20 protein-coding genes are annotated in these 18187 nt (G+C 63.2%); 9 read left to right on the top strand and 11 right to left on the bottom strand.

Annotated features, from left to right (window positions below):
- Positions 1-292: 292 nt before the first annotated feature.
- Positions 293-1393: a GGDEF domain-containing protein gene (locus tag NKJ23_RS25060; protein ID WP_352683068.1), complete on the top strand. Its 1101-nt coding sequence runs from the start codon at positions 293-295 to the stop codon at positions 1391-1393.
- On the opposite strand, the gene NKJ23_RS25055 is transcribed toward NKJ23_RS25060, so the two are convergent.
- Positions 1383-2414 (bottom strand): 2-dehydropantoate 2-reductase, encoded by a 1032-nt coding sequence (locus tag NKJ23_RS25055; RefSeq protein WP_352683066.1) that lies wholly within the window; start codon positions 2412-2414, stop codon positions 1383-1385. The genes NKJ23_RS25060 and NKJ23_RS25055 overlap by 11 nt on opposite strands.
- 129 nt (positions 2415-2543) lie before the next feature.
- On the opposite strand from NKJ23_RS25055, the gene dapE reads away from it, so the two are divergent.
- Together dapE and NKJ23_RS25045 are read left to right on the top strand one after the other, a co-directional pair.
- Positions 2544-3743 (top strand): succinyl-diaminopimelate desuccinylase, encoded by a 1200-nt coding sequence (gene dapE / locus NKJ23_RS25050; RefSeq protein WP_352683064.1) that lies wholly within the window; start codon positions 2544-2546, stop codon positions 3741-3743.
- A 2-nt stretch (positions 3744-3745) separates the two neighbouring features.
- Complete coding sequence (locus tag NKJ23_RS25045; RefSeq protein WP_023677470.1) at positions 3746-4354, top strand: hypothetical protein; 609 nt, start codon at positions 3746-3748, stop codon at positions 4352-4354.
- Here NKJ23_RS25045 and truA read toward each other — a convergent pair.
- From truA to def, 4 genes are read right to left on the bottom strand one after another with little or no spacing between them, the layout of a single operon-like run.
- Positions 4336-5091, bottom strand: coding sequence for a tRNA pseudouridine(38-40) synthase TruA (gene truA / locus NKJ23_RS25040; protein ID WP_352683062.1), 756 nt, complete (start codon positions 5089-5091; stop codon positions 4336-4338). The two genes, NKJ23_RS25045 and truA, sit on opposite strands and share 19 nt — an antisense overlap.
- An 18-nt stretch (positions 5092-5109) precedes the next feature.
- A complete protein-coding gene (locus NKJ23_RS25035) occupies positions 5110-5619 on the bottom strand; it encodes a GNAT family N-acetyltransferase (RefSeq protein ID WP_352568527.1) in 510 nt (169 codons plus the stop codon).
- Positions 5616-6545 (bottom strand): methionyl-tRNA formyltransferase, encoded by a 930-nt coding sequence (gene fmt / locus NKJ23_RS25030; RefSeq protein WP_352683078.1) that lies wholly within the window; start codon positions 6543-6545, stop codon positions 5616-5618. The genes NKJ23_RS25035 and fmt overlap by 4 nt, the downstream gene beginning before the upstream one ends.
- A 16-nt stretch (positions 6546-6561) precedes the next feature.
- On the bottom strand, positions 6562-7092 hold the full coding sequence (gene def / locus NKJ23_RS25025) for a peptide deformylase (protein ID WP_352455964.1): 531 nt from the start codon (positions 7090-7092) through the stop codon (positions 6562-6564).
- A 103-nt stretch (positions 7093-7195) separates the two neighbouring features.
- Here def and NKJ23_RS25020 point away from each other — a divergent pair, with 103 nt between their 5' ends.
- Positions 7196-8458 (top strand): DNA recombination protein RmuC, encoded by a 1263-nt coding sequence (locus tag NKJ23_RS25020; protein ID WP_352683060.1) that lies wholly within the window; start codon positions 7196-7198, stop codon positions 8456-8458.
- Between the two features lie 39 nt (positions 8459-8497).
- Here the strand turns inward: NKJ23_RS25020 and NKJ23_RS25015 are convergent, their stop codons facing one another.
- The 3 genes from NKJ23_RS25015 to NKJ23_RS25005 all read right to left on the bottom strand — a co-directional run bounded on the left by NKJ23_RS25015 (position 8498) and on the right by NKJ23_RS25005 (position 10864).
- Complete coding sequence (locus NKJ23_RS25015; protein ID WP_023676952.1) at positions 8498-8902, bottom strand: GFA family protein; 405 nt, start codon at positions 8900-8902, stop codon at positions 8498-8500.
- 67 nt (positions 8903-8969) lie between these two features.
- A complete protein-coding gene (locus NKJ23_RS25010; RefSeq protein WP_352455960.1) occupies positions 8970-9932 on the bottom strand; it encodes a cation diffusion facilitator family transporter in 963 nt (320 codons plus the stop codon).
- 122 nt (positions 9933-10054) lie between these two features.
- Complete coding sequence (locus NKJ23_RS25005; RefSeq protein ID WP_023676954.1) at positions 10055-10864, bottom strand: transglutaminase-like domain-containing protein; 810 nt, start codon at positions 10862-10864, stop codon at positions 10055-10057.
- A gap of 215 nt (positions 10865-11079) precedes the next feature.
- Here NKJ23_RS25005 and NKJ23_RS25000 point away from each other — a divergent pair, with 215 nt between their 5' ends.
- Positions 11080-11205: a hypothetical protein gene (locus NKJ23_RS25000; RefSeq protein WP_013528464.1), complete on the top strand. Its 126-nt coding sequence runs from the start codon at positions 11080-11082 to the stop codon at positions 11203-11205.
- Positions 11206-11359: 154 nt separating this feature from the next.
- Positions 11360-11674: a quaternary ammonium compound efflux SMR transporter SugE gene (sugE, locus tag NKJ23_RS24995; RefSeq protein WP_023676955.1), complete on the top strand. Its 315-nt coding sequence runs from the start codon at positions 11360-11362 to the stop codon at positions 11672-11674.
- A gap of 82 nt (positions 11675-11756) precedes the next feature.
- Here the strand turns inward: sugE and NKJ23_RS24990 are convergent, their stop codons facing one another.
- The gene (locus NKJ23_RS24990; RefSeq protein ID WP_023676956.1) at positions 11757-12185 is read right to left on the bottom strand and encodes a DUF6481 family protein; all 429 of its coding nucleotides are present in this window, start codon (positions 12183-12185) and stop codon (positions 11757-11759) included.
- A gap of 230 nt (positions 12186-12415) precedes the next feature.
- On the opposite strand from NKJ23_RS24990, the gene NKJ23_RS24985 reads away from it, so the two are divergent.
- The 3 genes from NKJ23_RS24985 (at position 12416) to NKJ23_RS24975 (ending at position 15927) form a co-directional block, all read left to right on the top strand.
- A complete protein-coding gene (locus tag NKJ23_RS24985; protein ID WP_352683058.1) occupies positions 12416-13477 on the top strand; it encodes an LLM class flavin-dependent oxidoreductase in 1062 nt (353 codons plus the stop codon).
- Positions 13478-13610: 133 nt separating this feature from the next.
- On the top strand, positions 13611-14771 hold the full coding sequence (locus NKJ23_RS24980; RefSeq protein WP_023676958.1) for an AI-2E family transporter: 1161 nt from the start codon (positions 13611-13613) through the stop codon (positions 14769-14771).
- Positions 14772-14925: 154 nt separating this feature from the next.
- Positions 14926-15927: an LLM class flavin-dependent oxidoreductase gene (locus NKJ23_RS24975; RefSeq protein WP_352683056.1), complete on the top strand. Its 1002-nt coding sequence runs from the start codon at positions 14926-14928 to the stop codon at positions 15925-15927.
- A gap of 156 nt (positions 15928-16083) precedes the next feature.
- Here the strand turns inward: NKJ23_RS24975 and NKJ23_RS24970 are convergent, their stop codons facing one another.
- Both NKJ23_RS24970 and NKJ23_RS24965 read right to left on the bottom strand, forming a co-directional pair.
- Entirely contained in the window at positions 16084-16707 is a 624-nt protein-coding gene (locus NKJ23_RS24970; RefSeq protein WP_352449453.1) for a L,D-transpeptidase, read from the bottom strand.
- Positions 16708-16961: 254 nt separating this feature from the next.
- Positions 16962-17981: a LacI family DNA-binding transcriptional regulator gene (locus NKJ23_RS24965; protein ID WP_352449454.1), complete on the bottom strand. Its 1020-nt coding sequence runs from the start codon at positions 17979-17981 to the stop codon at positions 16962-16964.
- Positions 17982-18187 lie beyond the last annotated feature (206 nt).

The following is an 18187-nucleotide window of genomic DNA, read 5'->3' as shown; positions in this document are numbered from 1 at the left end:
GCGAAAGCTCATCATCCTCGCAAACGCACTACTCAGGGACAATCGGACCTGGACACCATCTCTCCCTTGACCAACACGGATACTCCAGAGCGGCGGAACGGGGAGTTCCGAAAGCCCGGTTTTGCGCCGGATGCTCTAAGCGAATGTTAATCACCCTGGCCCAGCATGCCGGCGAAGACTGTGTCGACCGGCACGGAGCGCTCGACTGGCAAGCGACCTATCCCTGACCACCAAGGAGCCGCGCAAAACGTGGAGCGCCGCCGCTCGCCTGTTTGCCTGGTTCTCTTCGCCGATGAAATTGGAACCGGAATCTGTCCGCGCCCGGCTTCTCGACACCACCTTCGACCGCAAATTCGCGGTCCTGTTCGGCACCATCAGCGTTCTGTTGGTTGCGGTCAGCGCCGCTCTTGCCACCGGGGATTGGTGGCCCTACGCCTGGATTGCCGCCGACCTGATGCTTTTCACCGTCCGCGTTCTGCTGATGCGGGAATGCGAGCAGGCCCGCAGGCGCGGCTCGAAAGGGCCGCTGGCGGGCCTGATGGCAGCCAGCGGCGTCTGGTCGGTCGTTTTCGGCCTCGGCTGCTATGGCTGTGTTGCCAGCGGGAATATGGCGCTTTCCGTACTTGCCGCCTTGAATGTCGCAGGCGTCGTCGGCGTGGTGTCGTCACGCAATGCGGCGACCCCGCGCTTCGCCATATTCGTCATGTTGGCCGTAAGCCTGCCTTACGTGGTCGGTGCATTGTTTTCTGCGGCGCCCGGAATGCCGATCGTCGGAATTCAAACGCCGTTCTATGTGGCCGGCGTCATCATCGTGCTGCTTCAGAACCACGCAATCAATGCCCGCATGATCCGCGCCGAACTGGACAATCGCGACCTGGCCATCAAGGACGCGCTGACCGGCCTGCCAAACCGCATCTTCCTACAGGAGAAATTGCGCGACATGTGCCGCGACCTTGCGGCGCCGGCCGCCAATGGCGGCAAGCCGTTTGCAGTGCTCAGCATGGATCTCGACGGTTTCAAACAGGTCAACGACCGTTTTGGCCACGCCGTCGGCGACGTGCTGCTGCGCAAGGTGGCCGAACGATTGAAGCGCGGCTTCCGTCCGGGGGACGTGGTCTTCCGCATTGGCGGCGATGAATTTGTCATCCTTTTGCCCGCAACCTCGGAGATCGAGGCCACCTACCTGGCAAAGCGGGCCATCGAAAAGGTCTCGGTGCCTTTCGACCTCGGGGTCGGTTCCGCCATCCATGTCGGCTTGAGCGTCGGCAGCGCCTTCGCACCCGCCGACGGCGGCGATCCGGAAATCCTGCTCACCTGTTCCGACCATGCGCTCTACGAAGCCAAGCGCACCGGCAAGGGCCGTTACTGGGCGCCTGTGCGGGCTACCATCTGACGGTCGCAGCGACGGCTTCCGGCGACAGGCAGGGCGATCCGCTTCTCTCCTGCTCGGCCGCGCGCACCAGTGCCGTCACGCGCTTCAGCAAAGGTGCCGGCGTGCCGGCGTTTTCGGCCAAACGCAGGACCGCGCCTTGCAGTTCGCCGATCTCCGTCGGCCGGCGGCGCTGAAGGTCATCCCACATCGACGAACGCGCGGCAGGGTCGATGGCAAGCATCCGCCGCGCCAAGAACTTGAACAGCCAGTCGGGCAGGCGAAGCACTTTCGGCAGCAGCGCGGGACGCAGGCCGGCGATGCGAGCGGGTTCGATGCCTGCCGCCATCATTGCCGCCAATGCTTCGTCGATCTGGCCGGCCAGGATCAGCCGCCAGCGGCGATCGGCAAGCTCTGCCGCCAGCGGCAGGCCGGAAAGCGCCACCAGCGCGTTGTTGAGGTTGAGCAGCAGCTTGCCCCATAGCACCGCTTCGATGTCACCATGCGTGGCGACGGCAAAGCCCTCGACGTCGAGCAGTTCGTCAAGGCCTGTCGCGCCCTGTTCGATCATCACCTTGCCGCCGCTGGCGCGGTGCAGGCGAAGCGGCAATTCGCCCTCCGGCGATTGGACCACGTTGAACGGCACCATGCCCGCGAGCACCCGCCGGGCGGTGAGATGGGCTCGCAATTTATCGGCATTGTCGACGCCGTTCTGCAGACTGAGTACCACTGCATCCGGTCGGGCATGGGCCGCAATAAGCCCGGCCATGTCCTGCGTCGCGCCGCTCTTGACCGTTGCCAGGATGACATCGGCACCGGGGAATGCCGCGGCCGGATCGGCGGTGACCGACAATGCCTCCGGCTTGACGGATCGGTCGCGGCCATCACGGTCGGTGATGCGCAATCCACCTTTTTGCAGCGCCTTCTCGATGCGAGGCCGCGCCAGCAGAACCACCTTTCGCCCGGCAAGTATCAGGCAGCCGCCGGCGTAGCATCCGATACTGCCGGCACCGGCGATTACGATCGTCCTGCCATGCGTGATCATGCGATGGCCCTGTCCTGGTCGAGAGGCCTTGCCGCAATTATACGGCATGAAAACCATAATGTCGGCGGCATGGCTGGCCCTTATGTCTGGCCGTGACAGGCCTTGCGCTTTCGACTATCGCTTTTGCCCATGACACTGCCTACCGATCCGACCAGAAATCTGGCTGCTCTCATCCGCTGCGCTTCCGTGACGCCCGCCGAAGGCGGTGCGCTGAGCGCGCTGGAAGAAATGTTGAAGCCGCTCGGCTTTGCCGTCGAGCGCCCGGTGTTTTCCGAATCCGGCACACCTGACATAGAGAACCTTTACGCGCGGCGTTCCGGCAACGGCCCGCATATGATGTTTGCCGGCCATACCGATGTCGTGCCGGTGGGCGATGAAACAGCCTGGACGCACCCACCCTTTGGCGCCGAGATCGCCAATGGCGAGATGTTCGGCCGCGGCGCGGTCGACATGAAGGGCGGCATTGCTTGTTTCGTCGCGGCGGTAGCGCGACATATCGCGCAGAAGGGCGGCCCGAAGGGGTCGGTCTCGCTGCTGATAACCGGCGACGAGGAAGGGCCGGCGATCAACGGCACGACGAAACTGCTCGAATGGGCGGCCGCCAAGGGCGAGAAATGGGATGCCTCGATCGTCGGCGAGCCGACCAATCCCGACGCGCTCGGCGATATGATCAAGATCGGCCGGCGCGGCTCTCTATCGGGCACGGTCGTCGTCAACGGCCGCCAGGGCCACGCCGCCTATCCGCAGCTAGCCGACAACCCGGTGCGCGGCCTGGTGACGCTGGTCGACGCCTTGCTTCACCCCGTCTTCGACAACGGAACAAGGGATTTCCAGCCGACCAATCTTGAGGTGACCTCTATCGATGTCGGCAATCCTGCCACCAACGTCATCCCGGCGAAGGCGGCGGCTACCTTTAATATTCGCTTCAACGACACATGGACCGCAGAGACGATCCAGGCCGAGATCCACAACCGCCTCGACCGGGCGGCGAAACGCAAGAAATACCGCGCCGGCAAGAAGACGCCGGTCGACTACGAGATCGTCTGGCGCGACGGACCGAGCCACGTTTTCCTGACACGCGACGACAGGTTGATCGAGACGCTTGGCGGCTCGATCAAGGCGGTGACCGGCAGGAAGCCGGCGCTCTCCACCTCCGGCGGCACCTCCGATGCCCGCTTCATAAAGGATTATTGTCCGGTGGTCGAATTCGGACTGGTCGGCAAGACCATGCACATGGTCGACGAACGCGTGGCGATTGCCGACCTCGAGACGCTGACGCAGATTTATCTGCGCTTCGTTGAAGACTGGTTTGCGCAGGACATATCCTAGTGATGCTTTCAGCGGATGAAACCTACGCTTCGCTTGCCGGTGCCTGGCGGCTGATGCTCGGCAAGGCCGACGGATTTCGCCTGCTCGACCTTTCGGCGGACGGATTCTGGAACTCCTTTTTTGCCATCGTCGTCGCGGCGCCGGCACTGATCGTCGGCTGGGTCGGTATTGCCAACGAGATCGGCGATCCCAACGCATTCGTCGGCCGTTTCAGCATGTTGATCCGCCTGGCAACCGTCGATATCGGCGCCTGGGTGCTGCCGCTCATAGGCCTCGCCCTGGTGGCGCCGCGGGTCGGCGTCGGCGGCCGTTTCGTCCATTATGTCGTGGCCAGCAATTGGGCCTCGGCGATCATCGCCTGGATGATGCTGCCATCGGCGTTGATCCGGCTTTTCCTGACGTCGGCCAACGAAGTCTCCGGACTCGTGTCGCTGCTGTTGTTCGCGCTGTCGATGGTCTTGACCTGGCGGATGACCAACGTTGCGATCGGCAGGGGAGCGGCCGCCGGCAGCGCCGTTTTTGCCGGCATGTTCGTGGCGTCGCTGATCGTCCTGTTCGGACTGCAGGCGCTGCTCGGGATCAGCGTTCCGGATCAGCCAGGCGTCGGATAATCGACGCCGACGAGAAACAGCCCGTCGGGCGGCGCCACCTGACCGCAGGCCGCACGGTCGCGCGCCTCAAGCGCCGCCTTGAGGTCGGCAACAGTCCAGCCGCCTTCGCCGACACGTTTGAGCGAGCCGACCATCGAGCGCACCTGGTTGTGAAGGAAGGACCGCGCCGAAGCGCGGACTTCGATGAAATCGCCGGTGCGGCTGACATCCAGCCGGTCGAGCGTGCGGACGGGGCTGGTGGCTTGGCACTGGGTCGAGCGGAAGGTGGTGAAATCATGCCGGCCAAGCAGCACCTTTGCCGCTTCGTGCATGGCACCGGCATCGAGCTGCTTCGGTACCCACCAGATCTTGCCCTTGTCGAGCGCCGCCGGCGCGCGGCGATTGACGATGCGGTAGACGTAGTGGCGGCCGATTGCCGAGAAACGCGCATCGAAGCCATCCGGCACGACGGCGGCCTTCAGGATGGCGATGCGCACCTTGGCCGCCTGCAGATGCGCGTTGACGGCGTCGCGCACCTTGTCGCCGGGCCATGCCTTGATCAGATCGACATGCGCCACCTGAGCGGTCGCATGGACGCCGGCATCGGTGCGGCCGGCGGCGCGCAGCGAAACCTGCTCACCACAGAACTTCTCGATCGCCTGCTCGATCGCCTGCTGCACCGAAGGCTGGTTGGCCTGGCGCTGCCAGCCGGCGAAGAGACTGCCGTCATATTCGATGTCGAGGCGAAAACGCGGCATTCCCGGATCGAGGCGAAATCAGGCGGCGAGGGCTGAGCCGAAGGCCGAGGCGTAGACCAGCCTGCCGGTCTCCGGCGCCTCGCCCCAGGCAAGCGCCTGCAGGGCTTCGCCCTGATAGTCGCTGTCGAATTTCGCGGCACGGGCACGGCTGTAGCCGAAACGGCCATAATAGGCCGGATCGCCGAGCACCACGGCGAGCGTCTCGCCAGCAGCCTTCAGGCGGATATGAGCCTCGCGTACCAGGGCACCGCCGATGCCGGTGCCGTGGAACGACGGCTCGACCGCCAAAGGAGCCAAAGCCACCGCCGGGAAGCTCTTGCCGCCATTCTGCACGAAAAGCCGTGAAAACAGGATATGGCCGACCACTTGCCCGTCTTCGTCCGCCACCAGTTCGACGACGGCATCACCGCCGGTGACCAGCGCGTCGACCAGTCCGGCCTCCGTCTGCTGGCCGAATGCGTGTTCTTCGACAAGGCGGATCGCCTCGCGGTCCCGCGGCGTCGCCGCGCGTATGGACATCATGCTCATGACAATTTCATTCCTTTTTCGAGCTTGGCCCCGCGCAGAAACTCCTGCGCGGCAATGGGCCTTCCGCCCGCACGTTGAACTTCGACCAGCCTGATCGCGCCTGACCCGCAGGCGACCGTCAGTCGGTCATCGAGAATTCCTCCCGGTTCGCCGGCGCCTTGCGAGAGCGTCGAGCGAAGCAGTTTCAGCCGTTCCACGCGGCCGCCGATTTCGGCCTCACACCATGCACCGGGAAAGGGCGACAGGCCGCGAATCTGGTTGTGCACGTCGCCGGCAGGTCGCAGCCAGTCTATGCGAGTCTCCGATTTATCGATTTTCTTGGCGTAGGTCACCCCCACCTCCGCCTGCGTGGTAAATGTCAGCGTATTCCGCTCCAGCCGTTCGAGCGCTTGCACCATCAGCGCAGCACCGAGGACCATCAGCCGGTCGTGCAGATCGCCGGCCGTCATGTCGGGTCCAATGGGACATTTTTCAACCATTGCCACGGGGCCGGTGTCGAGGCCTTCCTCCATCCGCATCACCATCATGCCCGTTTCGGTATCGCCGGCCATGATAGCGCGCTGGACAGGGGCAGCGCCGCGCCAGCGCGGCAATAGCGATGCGTGACCGTTGAGGCAACCGAGCCGCGGTGCCTCGAGAATAGGTTTGGGCAGAAGCAATCCGTAGGCGACAACCACGGCGACATCGGCACGCAAGGCGCGGAACGCCTCCTGCTCCGCCTCGCTCTTCAGCGACACCGGCGACCGCACCTCGATGCCAAGCCGCTCCGCCTCGCGCTGCACCGGCGACGGCGTCAGTTCGAGCCCGCGCCGGCCGCCGGCGCGCGGCGGCTGCGTGTAGACGGCCGTCAACCCGTGCCCGGCCTCGGCAATCGCCCGCAGCGTCGGCACGGAGAATTCGGGCGTACCCATGAAGATGACACGCAGGGGCATTCGTCGACGCCTACCCCACCATCTTGCCCGGCGCCTTGTCCCTGGCGAGCTTCTTGAACTTCTTGACCACCATGTCGCGCTTCAGCTTGGAGATGTAATCGATGAACAGCACGCCGTTGAGGTGGTCGATTTCATGCTGCAGGCAGGTCGCCATCAGCCCCTCGGCCTCGATCTCCTGCAGCTTGCCGTCGCGATCGAGATATTTCACCCGCACCGCGGCGGGGCGCTCGACTTCGGCATAGTAATCGGGGATCGACAGGCAGCCTTCCTCATAGACCGAACGCTGGTCGGAGCTTTCAAGGATTTCGGGATTGATGAAGACGTGCGGAGCCGGCGTCTCGTCCTCTTTGGCCAGGTCGATCACCAGCATGCGCAAGGGTTCGCCAACCTGGATCGCTGCGAGGCCGATGCCGGGCGCGTCATACATGGTGTCCAGCATGTCGCCGGCCAGTTTGCGCAAATCCCCGTCGACACGCTCGACCGGTTTTGAAACCTGACGCAGGACGGGATCGGGAAGGATGATAAGCGGCTTGATCGACATGGCGTCTCACCTAAGACGTCGCAGGAAAAGCGTCAACCGGGGCGCCTCCGGGCCGTTCACGTTTTGATCTGTGCCGACGTTCCGAATCATCTATGCTGTCGGCATGAACGAACTGGCCACCATCCTGTCCGAACCTGTCGCCCGCCTCGGCGCCACCACGCTCACCCTCGGCCATGTCCTGGGTTTCGGTGCAATGCTGTTCCTCGGTCTGTTCGTGGCGTTGGTCATTGCGCTGTGGCGATCGGCCAAGGCGCGTGCGGCAGCGGCCGCGGAAGCCGCCGACCGTGCCCGCGACGCCGAGGCGCGGATGGCCGGCATTCTGCAATCCCAAGCGGAAATGCAGGGCCGCATGGGCGCCATCGCCGAAGTGTTCGGGGCGCGCCAGGCGGAACTGACACAGTCGATCGGCCAGCGCCTCGATGCCATGACCGGCCGCCTGGGCCAGACCATGACCGAGCAGACGAGATCGACGCATGAGAGCCTCGCCAAGCTGCAGGAACGGCTGGCGGTCATCGATATCGCGCAAGGCAACATCCAGTCGCTGGCCGGCCAGGTCGTGCAATTGCAGGCGATCCTTTCCAACAAGCAGACGCGCGGCGCCTTCGGCCAGTCGCGTATGGAAGCCATCGTCGCCGACGGATTGCCGCACGGCGCCTATGAATTCCAGGCGACCTTGTCGAATGGCAGCCGGCCCGACTGCCTGGTGAAGATGCCGAACGGCGCACCGTCGCTTGCCATCGATGCAAAGTTTCCGCTCGAGGCCTGGAATGCCATCCGGGCCGCCGAAGGCGCCGAACTGCAGAAGACCGCCGCACAGGCTTTCCGCCGCGACATCGAGGTGCATGTCCGCGATATTTCCGAAAAATACCTGATCCAGGGCGAGACGCAGGACACCGCCTTCATGTTCGTGCCTTCGGAATCGGTGTTCGCCGAAATCCACGAGAATTTCGAGGCCGTTGTCCAGAAGGCGCATCGCTCACGGATCGTCATCGTCTCGCCATCGCTTTTGATGCTGTCGATCCAGGTCATCCAGGCGATCCTCAAGGATGCCCGCATGCGCGAGCAGGCACACCTGATCCAGGGCGAGGTTATCCGGCTGATGGAAGACGTCTCCCGGCTCGACGAGCGGGTGCGCAAATTGCAGACGCATTTCGGCCAATCGGCCAAGGATATCGACGACATTCTGGTCTCGACATCGAAGGTGACCAGGCGCGGACAAAAGATCGAGGCGCTGGAGTTTGGCGTGCAGCCGGCGGAGGACACCGCTGGTTCGAATGGCAGCGGAGCAAAAGCGGAAAGCAGCCCGCGCGTCGCCGATTCGAAAACCGGGCAGTTGAGGCTAAGGGTCGTCGAAGGCGACGATTGAGAGCTGCGCCGGAACCGGAGGCTTCGCCCGGGTCTGGCGCTACTGCTCCTCGATGATGGTTGTGCCTTCGAATTCCGGCAGCCAATGCAGCGCCGAGCGGTGCCAGATCTGCTTTCTCGGCACCAGTTGCTCGCGCTGCCGTGCCGTGCCGACCCTGATACCGTAAACCTTCGGTCCCTCGCCCGCCGACGTGGCGTAGAGATGCGAGCCGCACTCACCGCAAAATGCCTGGGCGCGCTTGGCGCCGCTCGAACCGGTCTTGATGTAGATCTTCGGCGTGCCCTTGGTGATCCTGTAATTGTCCTCGGACGCCGGCACGGTGACGCGAAAGGCCGTTCCGGTTAGCTTCTGACAATCGATGCAGTGACAAATGGTGGTCTTTTCCGGATCGACTTCGGCCTCGTAAGTGATAGCGCCACAATGACACGCGCCGTCGATTTTCATCTTCGTTCCTCCTGGAGCTTTTGCCCGCAATCATAACCGGGACTGCCCGATGGCGCAGCCATTTTCCTCAGGCCGGTTCCCCTCCGGACGCCGCCAAGGCCTTGCTCCGGCGTTCCCAGGTGCCGGTGGTCTGCGGCTTGACGAACAGCCGCGTCACCTCCGGCATCTCCGCTTTCAGCCGCGTCTCGAGGCGCTCGACACAGGTCTCTATCTCCGGCGCCGACAAATGATCCTCGAACTCGATGCTCAAAGCGGCGACGATCTCCTGCGGACCCATATGCAGCGTCAGCACGCCATTTGCCCGTTGCACCGCCGGGTCCTGCTGGACGATGGCCAGCACCTCTGTTTGCACCTCGGGCGAGGCCGGCTCGCCGAGCAGCAGGCTCTTGCTTTCGCGCGCCAGGAAGATCGCGGTCCCGCCCAGGATGAGCGCGATGCCGATCGACGCGGCGCCGTCGAGCTTCGGCATGTCCAGCAGTTCCGCCGCCAATATGCCGGCGAAGGCGACAACGAGGCCGAGAAGTGCCGCGCTGTCCTCGAAGAGTACGGTGTAGACACTCGGATCCTTGCTGAGCTGCACCGCCTCGAGCCAGCCGTGGCTGCCTTTTTGGTGGCGGAATTCCTTCAGCGCCACCAGCCAAGAGGTGCCTTCGAAGAGGAAGGAAAGGCCGAGGACAGCGTAGTTCACCTTGGCGTTGGCGATCGGCTCCGGCGCCATGATGTGCGTCACGCCTTCGTAGAACGATATGCCGGCGCCCAGTGCAAAGACGAGGAGCGCGACGATGAAGCTCCAGAAGTACAGCTCGCGGCCATGGCCGAGCGGATGCGTGCGGTCGGCCGGGCGCGCGGCACGGTGCATGCCGTAAAGCAGCAGGCTGCCATTGCCGGTATCGACGAGCGAGTGGACGCCTTCCGAGAGCATTGCCGAGCTGCCCGTGAACAAGGCAGCGGCAAATTTGGTCAGTGCGATCGCAAGATTTCCGGCGAGCGCCGCATAGATCACTTTTTTCGACCCGCCATGCGCCGCCATGGTGTGCTGCCTTGGTTGATGCACCGAGATTGGCGGAGCGCCCGCCCACGCTCCACAGTCCCCACAACGCCCGAAGTGCCCAGTTGTTCACAAGGTCAGTTGTTCAAAAGGGCGGCGCGGGGCTATTCGACGACCTCGTCCGTCCAGACCTTGAAGCCAGCCAGCGCGCCCGGCCCAAAAATGTGGGTCAGCGGCACATCGGCGGCATCGCGTCCGGAGGCAATCAGGATGCGGCCGATGCGCGGCGCGTTATTGCGCGGGTCGAACGCATGCCAGCGGCCGCCGAGATAGACCTCCATCCAAGCGGCGAAATCCATGTCCGACCACGGCTTTGGCAGGCCGATATCACTGATATAGCCGGTGCAGTAGCGGGTCGGAATGTTCAGGGCGCGGCAGAAGGCAACAGCGAGGTGAGCAAAGTCGCGGCATACACCACTCTGCTCGCGATAGGCCTCGGCGGCGGTGCGCGTCGGCCGTGCATTGAAATAGTTGAAGACGATGTGGTTATGGACGAAGTCGCAGACCGCCTGGACGCGCGGAATGCCGAGCGGGGTGTTGCCGAACAGCCGCCACGCTTCATTCGACAGCACGTCGCTCTCGCAATAACGGCTGGGCAGCAGGAACAGCAGCGTCTCCGACGGCAGATCGCGCACCTCGTGCTGCCACGCCGTCAGCTCGCGCGTCTCGAAGGAGCCGGGGTCGCGGATCACCGCGTCCGTGCCGAACGCAAAGCGCCCGGCCGGCGCAACGAAACGGTTGCACCAATTGCCGAAACTGTCGCGGTAGCTTTCGATCGGCACCGGCGGGTTCGACGTCAGGAAGTCCGGCCGCTCAAGATCGGATGCGCGCGAATAATGGACGTTTAGCATCGCGATCAGCGGTGTTTCCTGCGGGAAGTCGAAGCTCATCTGGCAACCGATGTGGATCCGCATTGTCGTCCTGACCGGCCTGCCTGATCATCAGCCGGCGAAACGCAAGGGCTGATGCTGCAGTGCGAAGAAGACCATGGCACGGACCGCTGCGGTTTACGAGGGAATTAGAAACCAGTTGACAGCCATCGGCCAGGGCGACTGCACGGCAGCGGCCTCTTGCAGTCGAGCGTTTTCTCTTGTTTCACTTCGCCAGACATCAACTGGAGGAACGAATCATGGCTAAGGGTGCGATGAAGGCAGGCAAGGAGGCCCGCAAGCCGAAGAAGGACGCGAAGAAACCGGCTCCGGCGCCGGCCCTGAAGGCACCGCCGGTGAAGGCGATGAAGCTGAAGGACAAGTAGGGCCGCAGCTACCGTTTCGGCTTATCTCGACCGGCCGCAAACGCGGCCGGTATGATTGTTCACTAAGCTCACGCGCATCCCCTATGGATGCGGCAAAGGCAATTTTTGCGCTTTTCAAGAAATCGGCCGGAAGCCATCGAAACGGAGCGTTCCGATGTCGTGGATCTTCCTGTTGTTCGCCGGACTGTTCGAGATCGGCTGGGCGATCGGCCTCAAATACACCGACGGATTCTCGAAGCCGCTGCCGACCGTCCTGACGGTAGCCTCGATGATCGTCAGCCTAACCTTGCTCGGCCTGGCGCTGAAGGCGTTGCCGGTCGGCACCGCTTACGCGGTGTGGACCGGCATCGGCACCGTCGGCACGGCGCTGCTGGGGATCTGGCTGCTCGGGGAACCAGCGACCGCGATCAGGCTGGCCTGCATCGCGCTAATCGTCTGCGGCATCATGGGACTGAAGCTCGCGGCTTAGCCGATTCTGACAGACGAACGCGTTCAGGGCCCCTGCAAGGCGGCCCTGATTCTTGAATTCGGCTGATCAGTGCCGAAAGGCGCTATCGCGCGGAGAAGCCGGGCGGCGTCCTGCCGGTGCGCTGCTTGCGCGCGGCATAGCGTGCGTCACGCTTGGCCTTGCGTTCGGCCTCGTCGGCAAGAAAACGGGCGATCCGCTCGTTCTCTTCAGCTTCCCGGATCTTCGCTTCGGCCTGTGCGGCTTCTTCCGCGGCGATGCGTGCCGCTTCGGCAGCTGCCTCGCGCTCGGCCTTTTCGGCCGCTTCGCGCGCCAGCTTTTCCTGCTTCAGCCTGGCCTTTTCGGCCTCGCGTATCGCGCGGGCCTCGAGGATCGCCTTGCGCTCGGCCTGTCGTGCCAGCACCGCTGGATCATCTGGCGCCGGCTTTGCCTTGAAGCGCTCCAGAAGCGCCTTCTTTGCCTCGTTTGCGGCATTGCGCCGCTCGAAAACGTCTTTTTCCCTATAGATAGCCAAGTCCACTTCCCTGAAGTCAATTTGCGAGGCTTACATACGCGCGAAAACCGAGAGTTCAAGCGCCAAAACGGTATGCCAGCCATGAAATTCTGATCTGTTGCAGCCGGGAGACGCCATTTCGATTGAATTCGGCTGAAAGGCACCCGCACTGTTCACCATCCAGGCATCTGGCGGGGCGGCGGACTGATCGCTACGTGTAGCGCCAAGACAAAACGCTGAGATGACACACTATGGAACTCGGTCTCTACACCTTCGCCGACGTCAGCCCGGAACCAGGTCCCGGTGCGATCGGTGCGCATGAGCGGTTGCGCAACCTGATCGAGGAGATCGAGCTCGCCGACCAGGTCGGGCTGGACGTCTTTGGTCTCGGCGAGCACCACCGTCCCGACTATGCTGCCTCGGCTCCGGTGGTGGCGCTGGCGGCGGCGGCCGAACGGACCAAGCGCATAAGGCTGACCAGCGCTGTCACCGTGCTGTCGTCCGACGATCCGGTGCGCGTCTTCCAGCAGTTTGCCACCCTCGATCTTCTGTCCGGCGGCCGTGCCGAGATCATGGCCGGGCGCGGCTCGTTCATCGAGTCCTTTCCGCTGTTCGGCTACAATCTCGAAGATTATGACGAGCTCTTCGCCGAGAAGCTCGACCTGCTGCTCGCCATCCGCGATCATGTCAAGGTGACCTGGTCGGGCAGTCTGCGCGCGCCGATCAACGACCGCGGCGTCTATCCGCGGCCCTTGCAGGACAAATTGCCGATCTGGATCGCCGTCGGTGGAACACCGCAATCCGTCGCCCGCGCGGGCGTGCTCGGGTTGCCGCTGGCACTGGCGATCATCGGTGGCGAGCCGGCGCGGTTCGCACCGCTGTTCGACATCTACAGGGATGCAGCCAGGCGCGCCGGCAACGATCCGGCAAGCCTTGCCACCAGTCTCAACGTGCACGGCTTCATTGCCGACACCACGGACCAGGCAGCCGACGATTTTTACGGGCCGCAGGCCGAGGTGATGAACCGCATCGGCCGCGAGCGCGGCTGGGGGCCGACATCGCGGGCGCATTTCGACCAATCGCGCGGCCCAAACGGCGCGCTGTTCGTCGGCAATCCAGAACAGGTGGCCGAGAAGATCATTGCCCAGCACAGGATATTCGGCAACGACCGCTTCCTGCTGCAAATGGCGATCGGCACCATGCCGCACGCCAAGGTGATGAAGGCCATCGAACTCTACGGCACCAAAGTGGCGCCGATCGTGCGCCGGGAAACTGCGAAGGCCGTTCCCGCCGTGGCGGCGCCGGTTGCCTGATTCCCAGTCACCTGATTTATTGGCAAGGCCGCGAGGCGGCCTTGCCGGTGACGCCGGCTAACGGAACCTTGAAGCGACAGAGGCGTTTTCGCCAACGGTCTGCACCAATCGCGGTGTGCCGCCGAGGGTCAGAATGAAAGCCGAACCCGACGCTTCGGGCGCAAGCGCTGCCGAAAGCCCGGATCCGCGCGTCGAGGCGCGGGCGGATGCGCATCTGATGCGTTCGCTGCTCGTCGGCATCTTCATTCTCATGGCGATCTACGCGCTTTACTTCGCCCGCGCCTTCTTCATGCCGGTCATTCTGGCTTTCCTGCTGGCGCTGACGCTGACGCCGATCGTTCGCTTCCTGCGCAAGCATGGCATGCCCGATGTCATTTCAGCGACACTGTTGGTGCTGCTTTCGTTCTGCCTCGTCGCCGTCGCGGGATATCTGCTCAGCGGCCCGGTCATCGACCTCATCAACAACACCTCGACGATCGGCCAGCAGCTTACCGAACGTCTGGCACAACTGCGCCGTCCGTTCGAACGGATCGTGGAGATTTCGCGCCAGATCGAGGGCCTGACACAGACATCCCAGGAGCCAGGCGTTCAGAGGGTGGCGACGGCGCCATCCGGTATTCTCTCGCAGGCCGCCGGCAATGTGCTGTCGGCCGGCGCCAGCGTTACCATCGTCTTCGTCCTGTCGCTGTTCCTGCTCGCCTCGGGCACGATGTTCTATGAAAAGATCGTCCAGTCCTTCCCCAGTCTCAGCGAAAAGAAGCGGGCGCTGCGCGTCGTCTACGACGTAGAACGTGAAATCTCGCATTATCTGCTTACTGTCACGGTCATCAATACATGTCTCGGCGTGGTCATCGGGCTCGGCCTGTGGGCGCTCGGCGTGCCCAACGCGCAGGTCTGGGGCGCGGCAGCGGCTCTGCTCAATTTCCTGCCCTATATCGGGGCGCTGACCACCATCACGCTGGTTACGATCATCGCGCTGATAAGCTTCGACACGATTTCCTATGCGCTGCTGGCGCCGGCCTTCGTCCTTATGTGCGATGTCGTCGAAGGCCAGTTCGTGACGCCGACGGTGGTCGGCCGCCGTCTCGAAATCAACGCAGTGGCGATCCTCATCGCCATCGCCTTCTGGTCATGGCTGTGGGGTTTTGTCGGCGCGCTGCTGGCGGTGCCTCTGCTGGTCGTCATCAAGGTGTTCTGCGATCATTTCGACGGTCTCAGCCATGTCGGCAATTTCCTGGCGGCGCAACACACGGCAGCGATCGAGGACGAAGAGATTCCCGAGGTGAAAAAGTAGCGGCTTAAAGGGTCAAAAGCGTCCCCCCGATGGGGCAGATCACGACCTTGCATCGGTCGCACGTCCGTTTCCCCCAGCGCTCCATCAACATTTTGAATTTGCCGCCTCGGCAACGGCTTCCTACATCCCTTCGGCCCACAGGAAACCCGCGCCGATGACCGTTCTTTCCGTTCTCGACCTGTCGCCGATCGTCGAAGGCAGCAACGCTTCACAGTCACTCGCCAATTCGCTCGATCTCGCCCGTCATGCCGAGCGGCTGGGCTACCGGCGCTATTGGCTGGCAGAGCACCACAATATGCCGGGCATCGCCAGCGCCGCCACCTCGGTGGTCATTGCCCATGTGGCCGGCGGCACCAATACGATACGCGTCGGCGCCGGCGGCATCATGCTGCCCAATCATTCGCCGCTGGTCATCGCCGAGCAGTTCGGTACGCTCAACGCTCTGCATCCTGGTCGCATCGATCTCGGCCTCGGGCGGGCGCCCGGCACCGACATGGCCACGGCACGGGCGCTGCGCCGTAACCTCGACGCTGGCGCCGACAATTTCCCGCAGGACGTCGTCGAGCTGATGGGTTACTTGCAGCCGGCCGAAGACGGCCAACGCATCCGCGCGGTGCCCGGCGAAGGCGAAAAGGTGCCGATCTGGATTCTCGGTTCCAGCCTCTACGGCGCGCAGCTTGCCGCCATGCTCGGCCTGCCCTACGCCTTCGCTTCGCATTTTGCGCCGGCCGAGCTTGACCATGCTCTGGAGATCTACCGCTCGCGTTTCCAGCCTTCGGAGCAGCTCGACAAGCCTTATGTGATGCTCGGCCTCAACGTCTTCGCCGCTCCTTCCGATGCCGAGGCGCGGCTGTTGTTCACCTCGCTGCAGCAGGCCTTCGTCAATCTGCGCACCGGCCGGCCCGGCCGATTGCCGCCGCCGGTCGAAGGATATGAGCGCGACCTCGATCCAATGGCCAAGACCATGCTCGGCCAAGCGCTTTCCTGCGCCGTCGTCGGCTCCCCGGAAACGGTCAGGCAAGGCATCGAGGCGTTTGTGCGCCGCACAGGGGCCGACGAGCTGATGGTCACAGCGCAGATTTTCGACCATGCGGCGCGGGTGCGCTCGTTCGAGATCCTGGCCGACGCTCACAACTCGCTGTCGGAAGCTGCCTGAGAGTTGGTTCGCCACTTGCCACTGTTGCGGGCAAGGCCGGCCTTAGGCAGGGAACATCGCGAACAGGTGTGCGAAGACATAGCGAACATTTCGCGCGTTTCACGCGGAGGTTTTCGATCCGTCATGCTCGTCCGTTAGCGGGAAACGCGGCGTCCACTAAATGACGATCACCTTGGTGCCGATTGTGGCGCGGTCATAGAGATCGATGATGTCCTGGTTCATGAGGCGAATGCAGCCCGCCGACACGGCTTTGCCGATGGACCACCATTCGGGGCTACCGTGCAGGCGATATCCAGTGTCACCTTCCTCGTTAAAGAGATAGAGCGCCCGCGCCCCGAGCGGGTTCATGAGTCCGCCCTCCATATGGGCCGGTATGATGCGGCCTCGCTTCTGCTCGCGCACGATCATCGCGGACGGCGCGCTCCAATCCGGCCATTCGCGCTTCCTCGCAACGTGAGCAGTGCCATGCCACTCGAAGCCCGCCTTGCCGACGCCGATGCCGTAGCGCAGTGCCTGACCGTCTCCCAACACGTAGTAGAGGAACTTCGCTCCTGTATCGACAATGATGGTGCCCGGCGCCTCTTCAGTCGCATAAGGCACTGTCTGCCGATGGAACTTTTGGTCAACCTTGTAGATCGGAACCGGCGGAACGCGAAAACCGGCGTCGGTGAGGCCGCCATAGGCCGAGGGGAAAGTCTTTAATGCGCCGCCGGTGGTGCAGCCGAAGAATGCGACCATCCCAGCAAGTACCAGCCCGATTAGGATCGATTTCACGCGCATGACTCAAGCCGGCGCCCGTGCGGGCGATCAGCCGCATCTCGTCATATTCCTAAACCGACATGCTTCGATTGCCAAGATTTTCCTGACTGTCGGCTGGCTGATTGTTGGCCACTTGGCTCGATCGGCGCCGCGTCCTTCAATTGCTCGGTTTTCAAACGACGAGCGCCCGTAGTGGCTGCGAAGGCCCGGGGTCGGCAGGACAGAGGGAGCGCTGTCCGTCCGGCATTGCAAAGTTTCTGAACAGAGCCCAAGCGCTACGCGCTGACGCTCTGCGCAGTTGCACCTAGCGGACGGCATGAATTGCGGATCATCAAGCGTCCCTTGAGCGTCAGCTTGCGCGGCGGCGCATCCCTGTTTCCGGCGAGCCGGTCGAGCAGCAGATTGGCCGCCTGTTCGCCAATCGCCTGCACCGGCTGTGCGACCGTGGTCAATTGCGGCCGGAACACATCCGACCACGGAAAGTCGTCGAAGCAGGCGACCGAAATATCCTCCGGACAGGACAGGCCGATATCGCGAATGGCCTTCATGGTGCCGATCACCATCGGGTTGTTGGCCGAAAAGATGGCGCTCGGCCGGTCGTGCAGCGAAAGCAGCTGCATGGTGGCGTTGTAGCCGTCGACTTCATGGAAGTTGCCGAAGCGGACGAGTTCGGCCTCGGCCGGCAGGCCGGCGGCCTGGAGGGCCTCGCGGTATCCCGCCATGCGGTCATGCATCGGCGAGATATCGAACGAGCCGGAGATGTAGCCGATGCGCCGATGGCCGAGATCGATCAGGTAAGTGATGGCGTCGAACACCGCGCGCTGATTGTCGAGAACGACGGCATCGGTGTCGACACCCTGGCAAACACGGTCGAGCAGCACGACCGGCACATTGGCGTCGTCGACAATCCGTTTGAGGATCGCGCCGTCACCGACACGCGCGACGATCAGTCCGTCGACCATGCGGTCGAGCAGCAGCCTGATCTGGTCGTCCTGCGTGTTCAGGTGCTCGTCGGTGCAGCACAGCATGACGGCGTAGCCGGCCCTGTCGAAAGCCTGCTGGATGACCGAAACGACGTCGGTAAAGAACGGATTGGTGATGTGTGGGACGGTGAGCCCGATGGTGCGTGTGGTGCCCATCTTCAGGCTGCGGGCAATGGCGTTGCGCTTGTAGCCGATGTCGCGGATCGCCTGTTCGATGCGCTGGCTGAGCTCGGGGCTGACGGTCGCGGTGCCGTTGATCAGCGCCGATACGGTGGCCACGGAAACACGCGCCGCTTCGGCCACATGAAGCATGGTCGGTGCAGTGGATTTGCGCTGCTTTTTTCGTCCTGACGCTGTCATTTTCGAAACGTTTCACCACTCCGCGGCAGCAATACGTACGGAATCTTATGATTTTGCGCAAGAATTGAAATGGAATAATCTCAGGCTCCAGATATTGCCTTGACATGATCGAAACGTTTAGATTAGCGTTTAAGGCATTCGGTGACGACGGAGGGAGG

This window comes from Mesorhizobium sp. M0184 (assembly GCF_040322215.1).
Classification (GTDB): Bacteria; Pseudomonadota; Alphaproteobacteria; order Rhizobiales; family Rhizobiaceae; genus Mesorhizobium.
The sequence above is the reverse complement of the archived record's forward strand: the minus strand, read 5'-3'. Positions and strand labels throughout refer to the sequence as shown.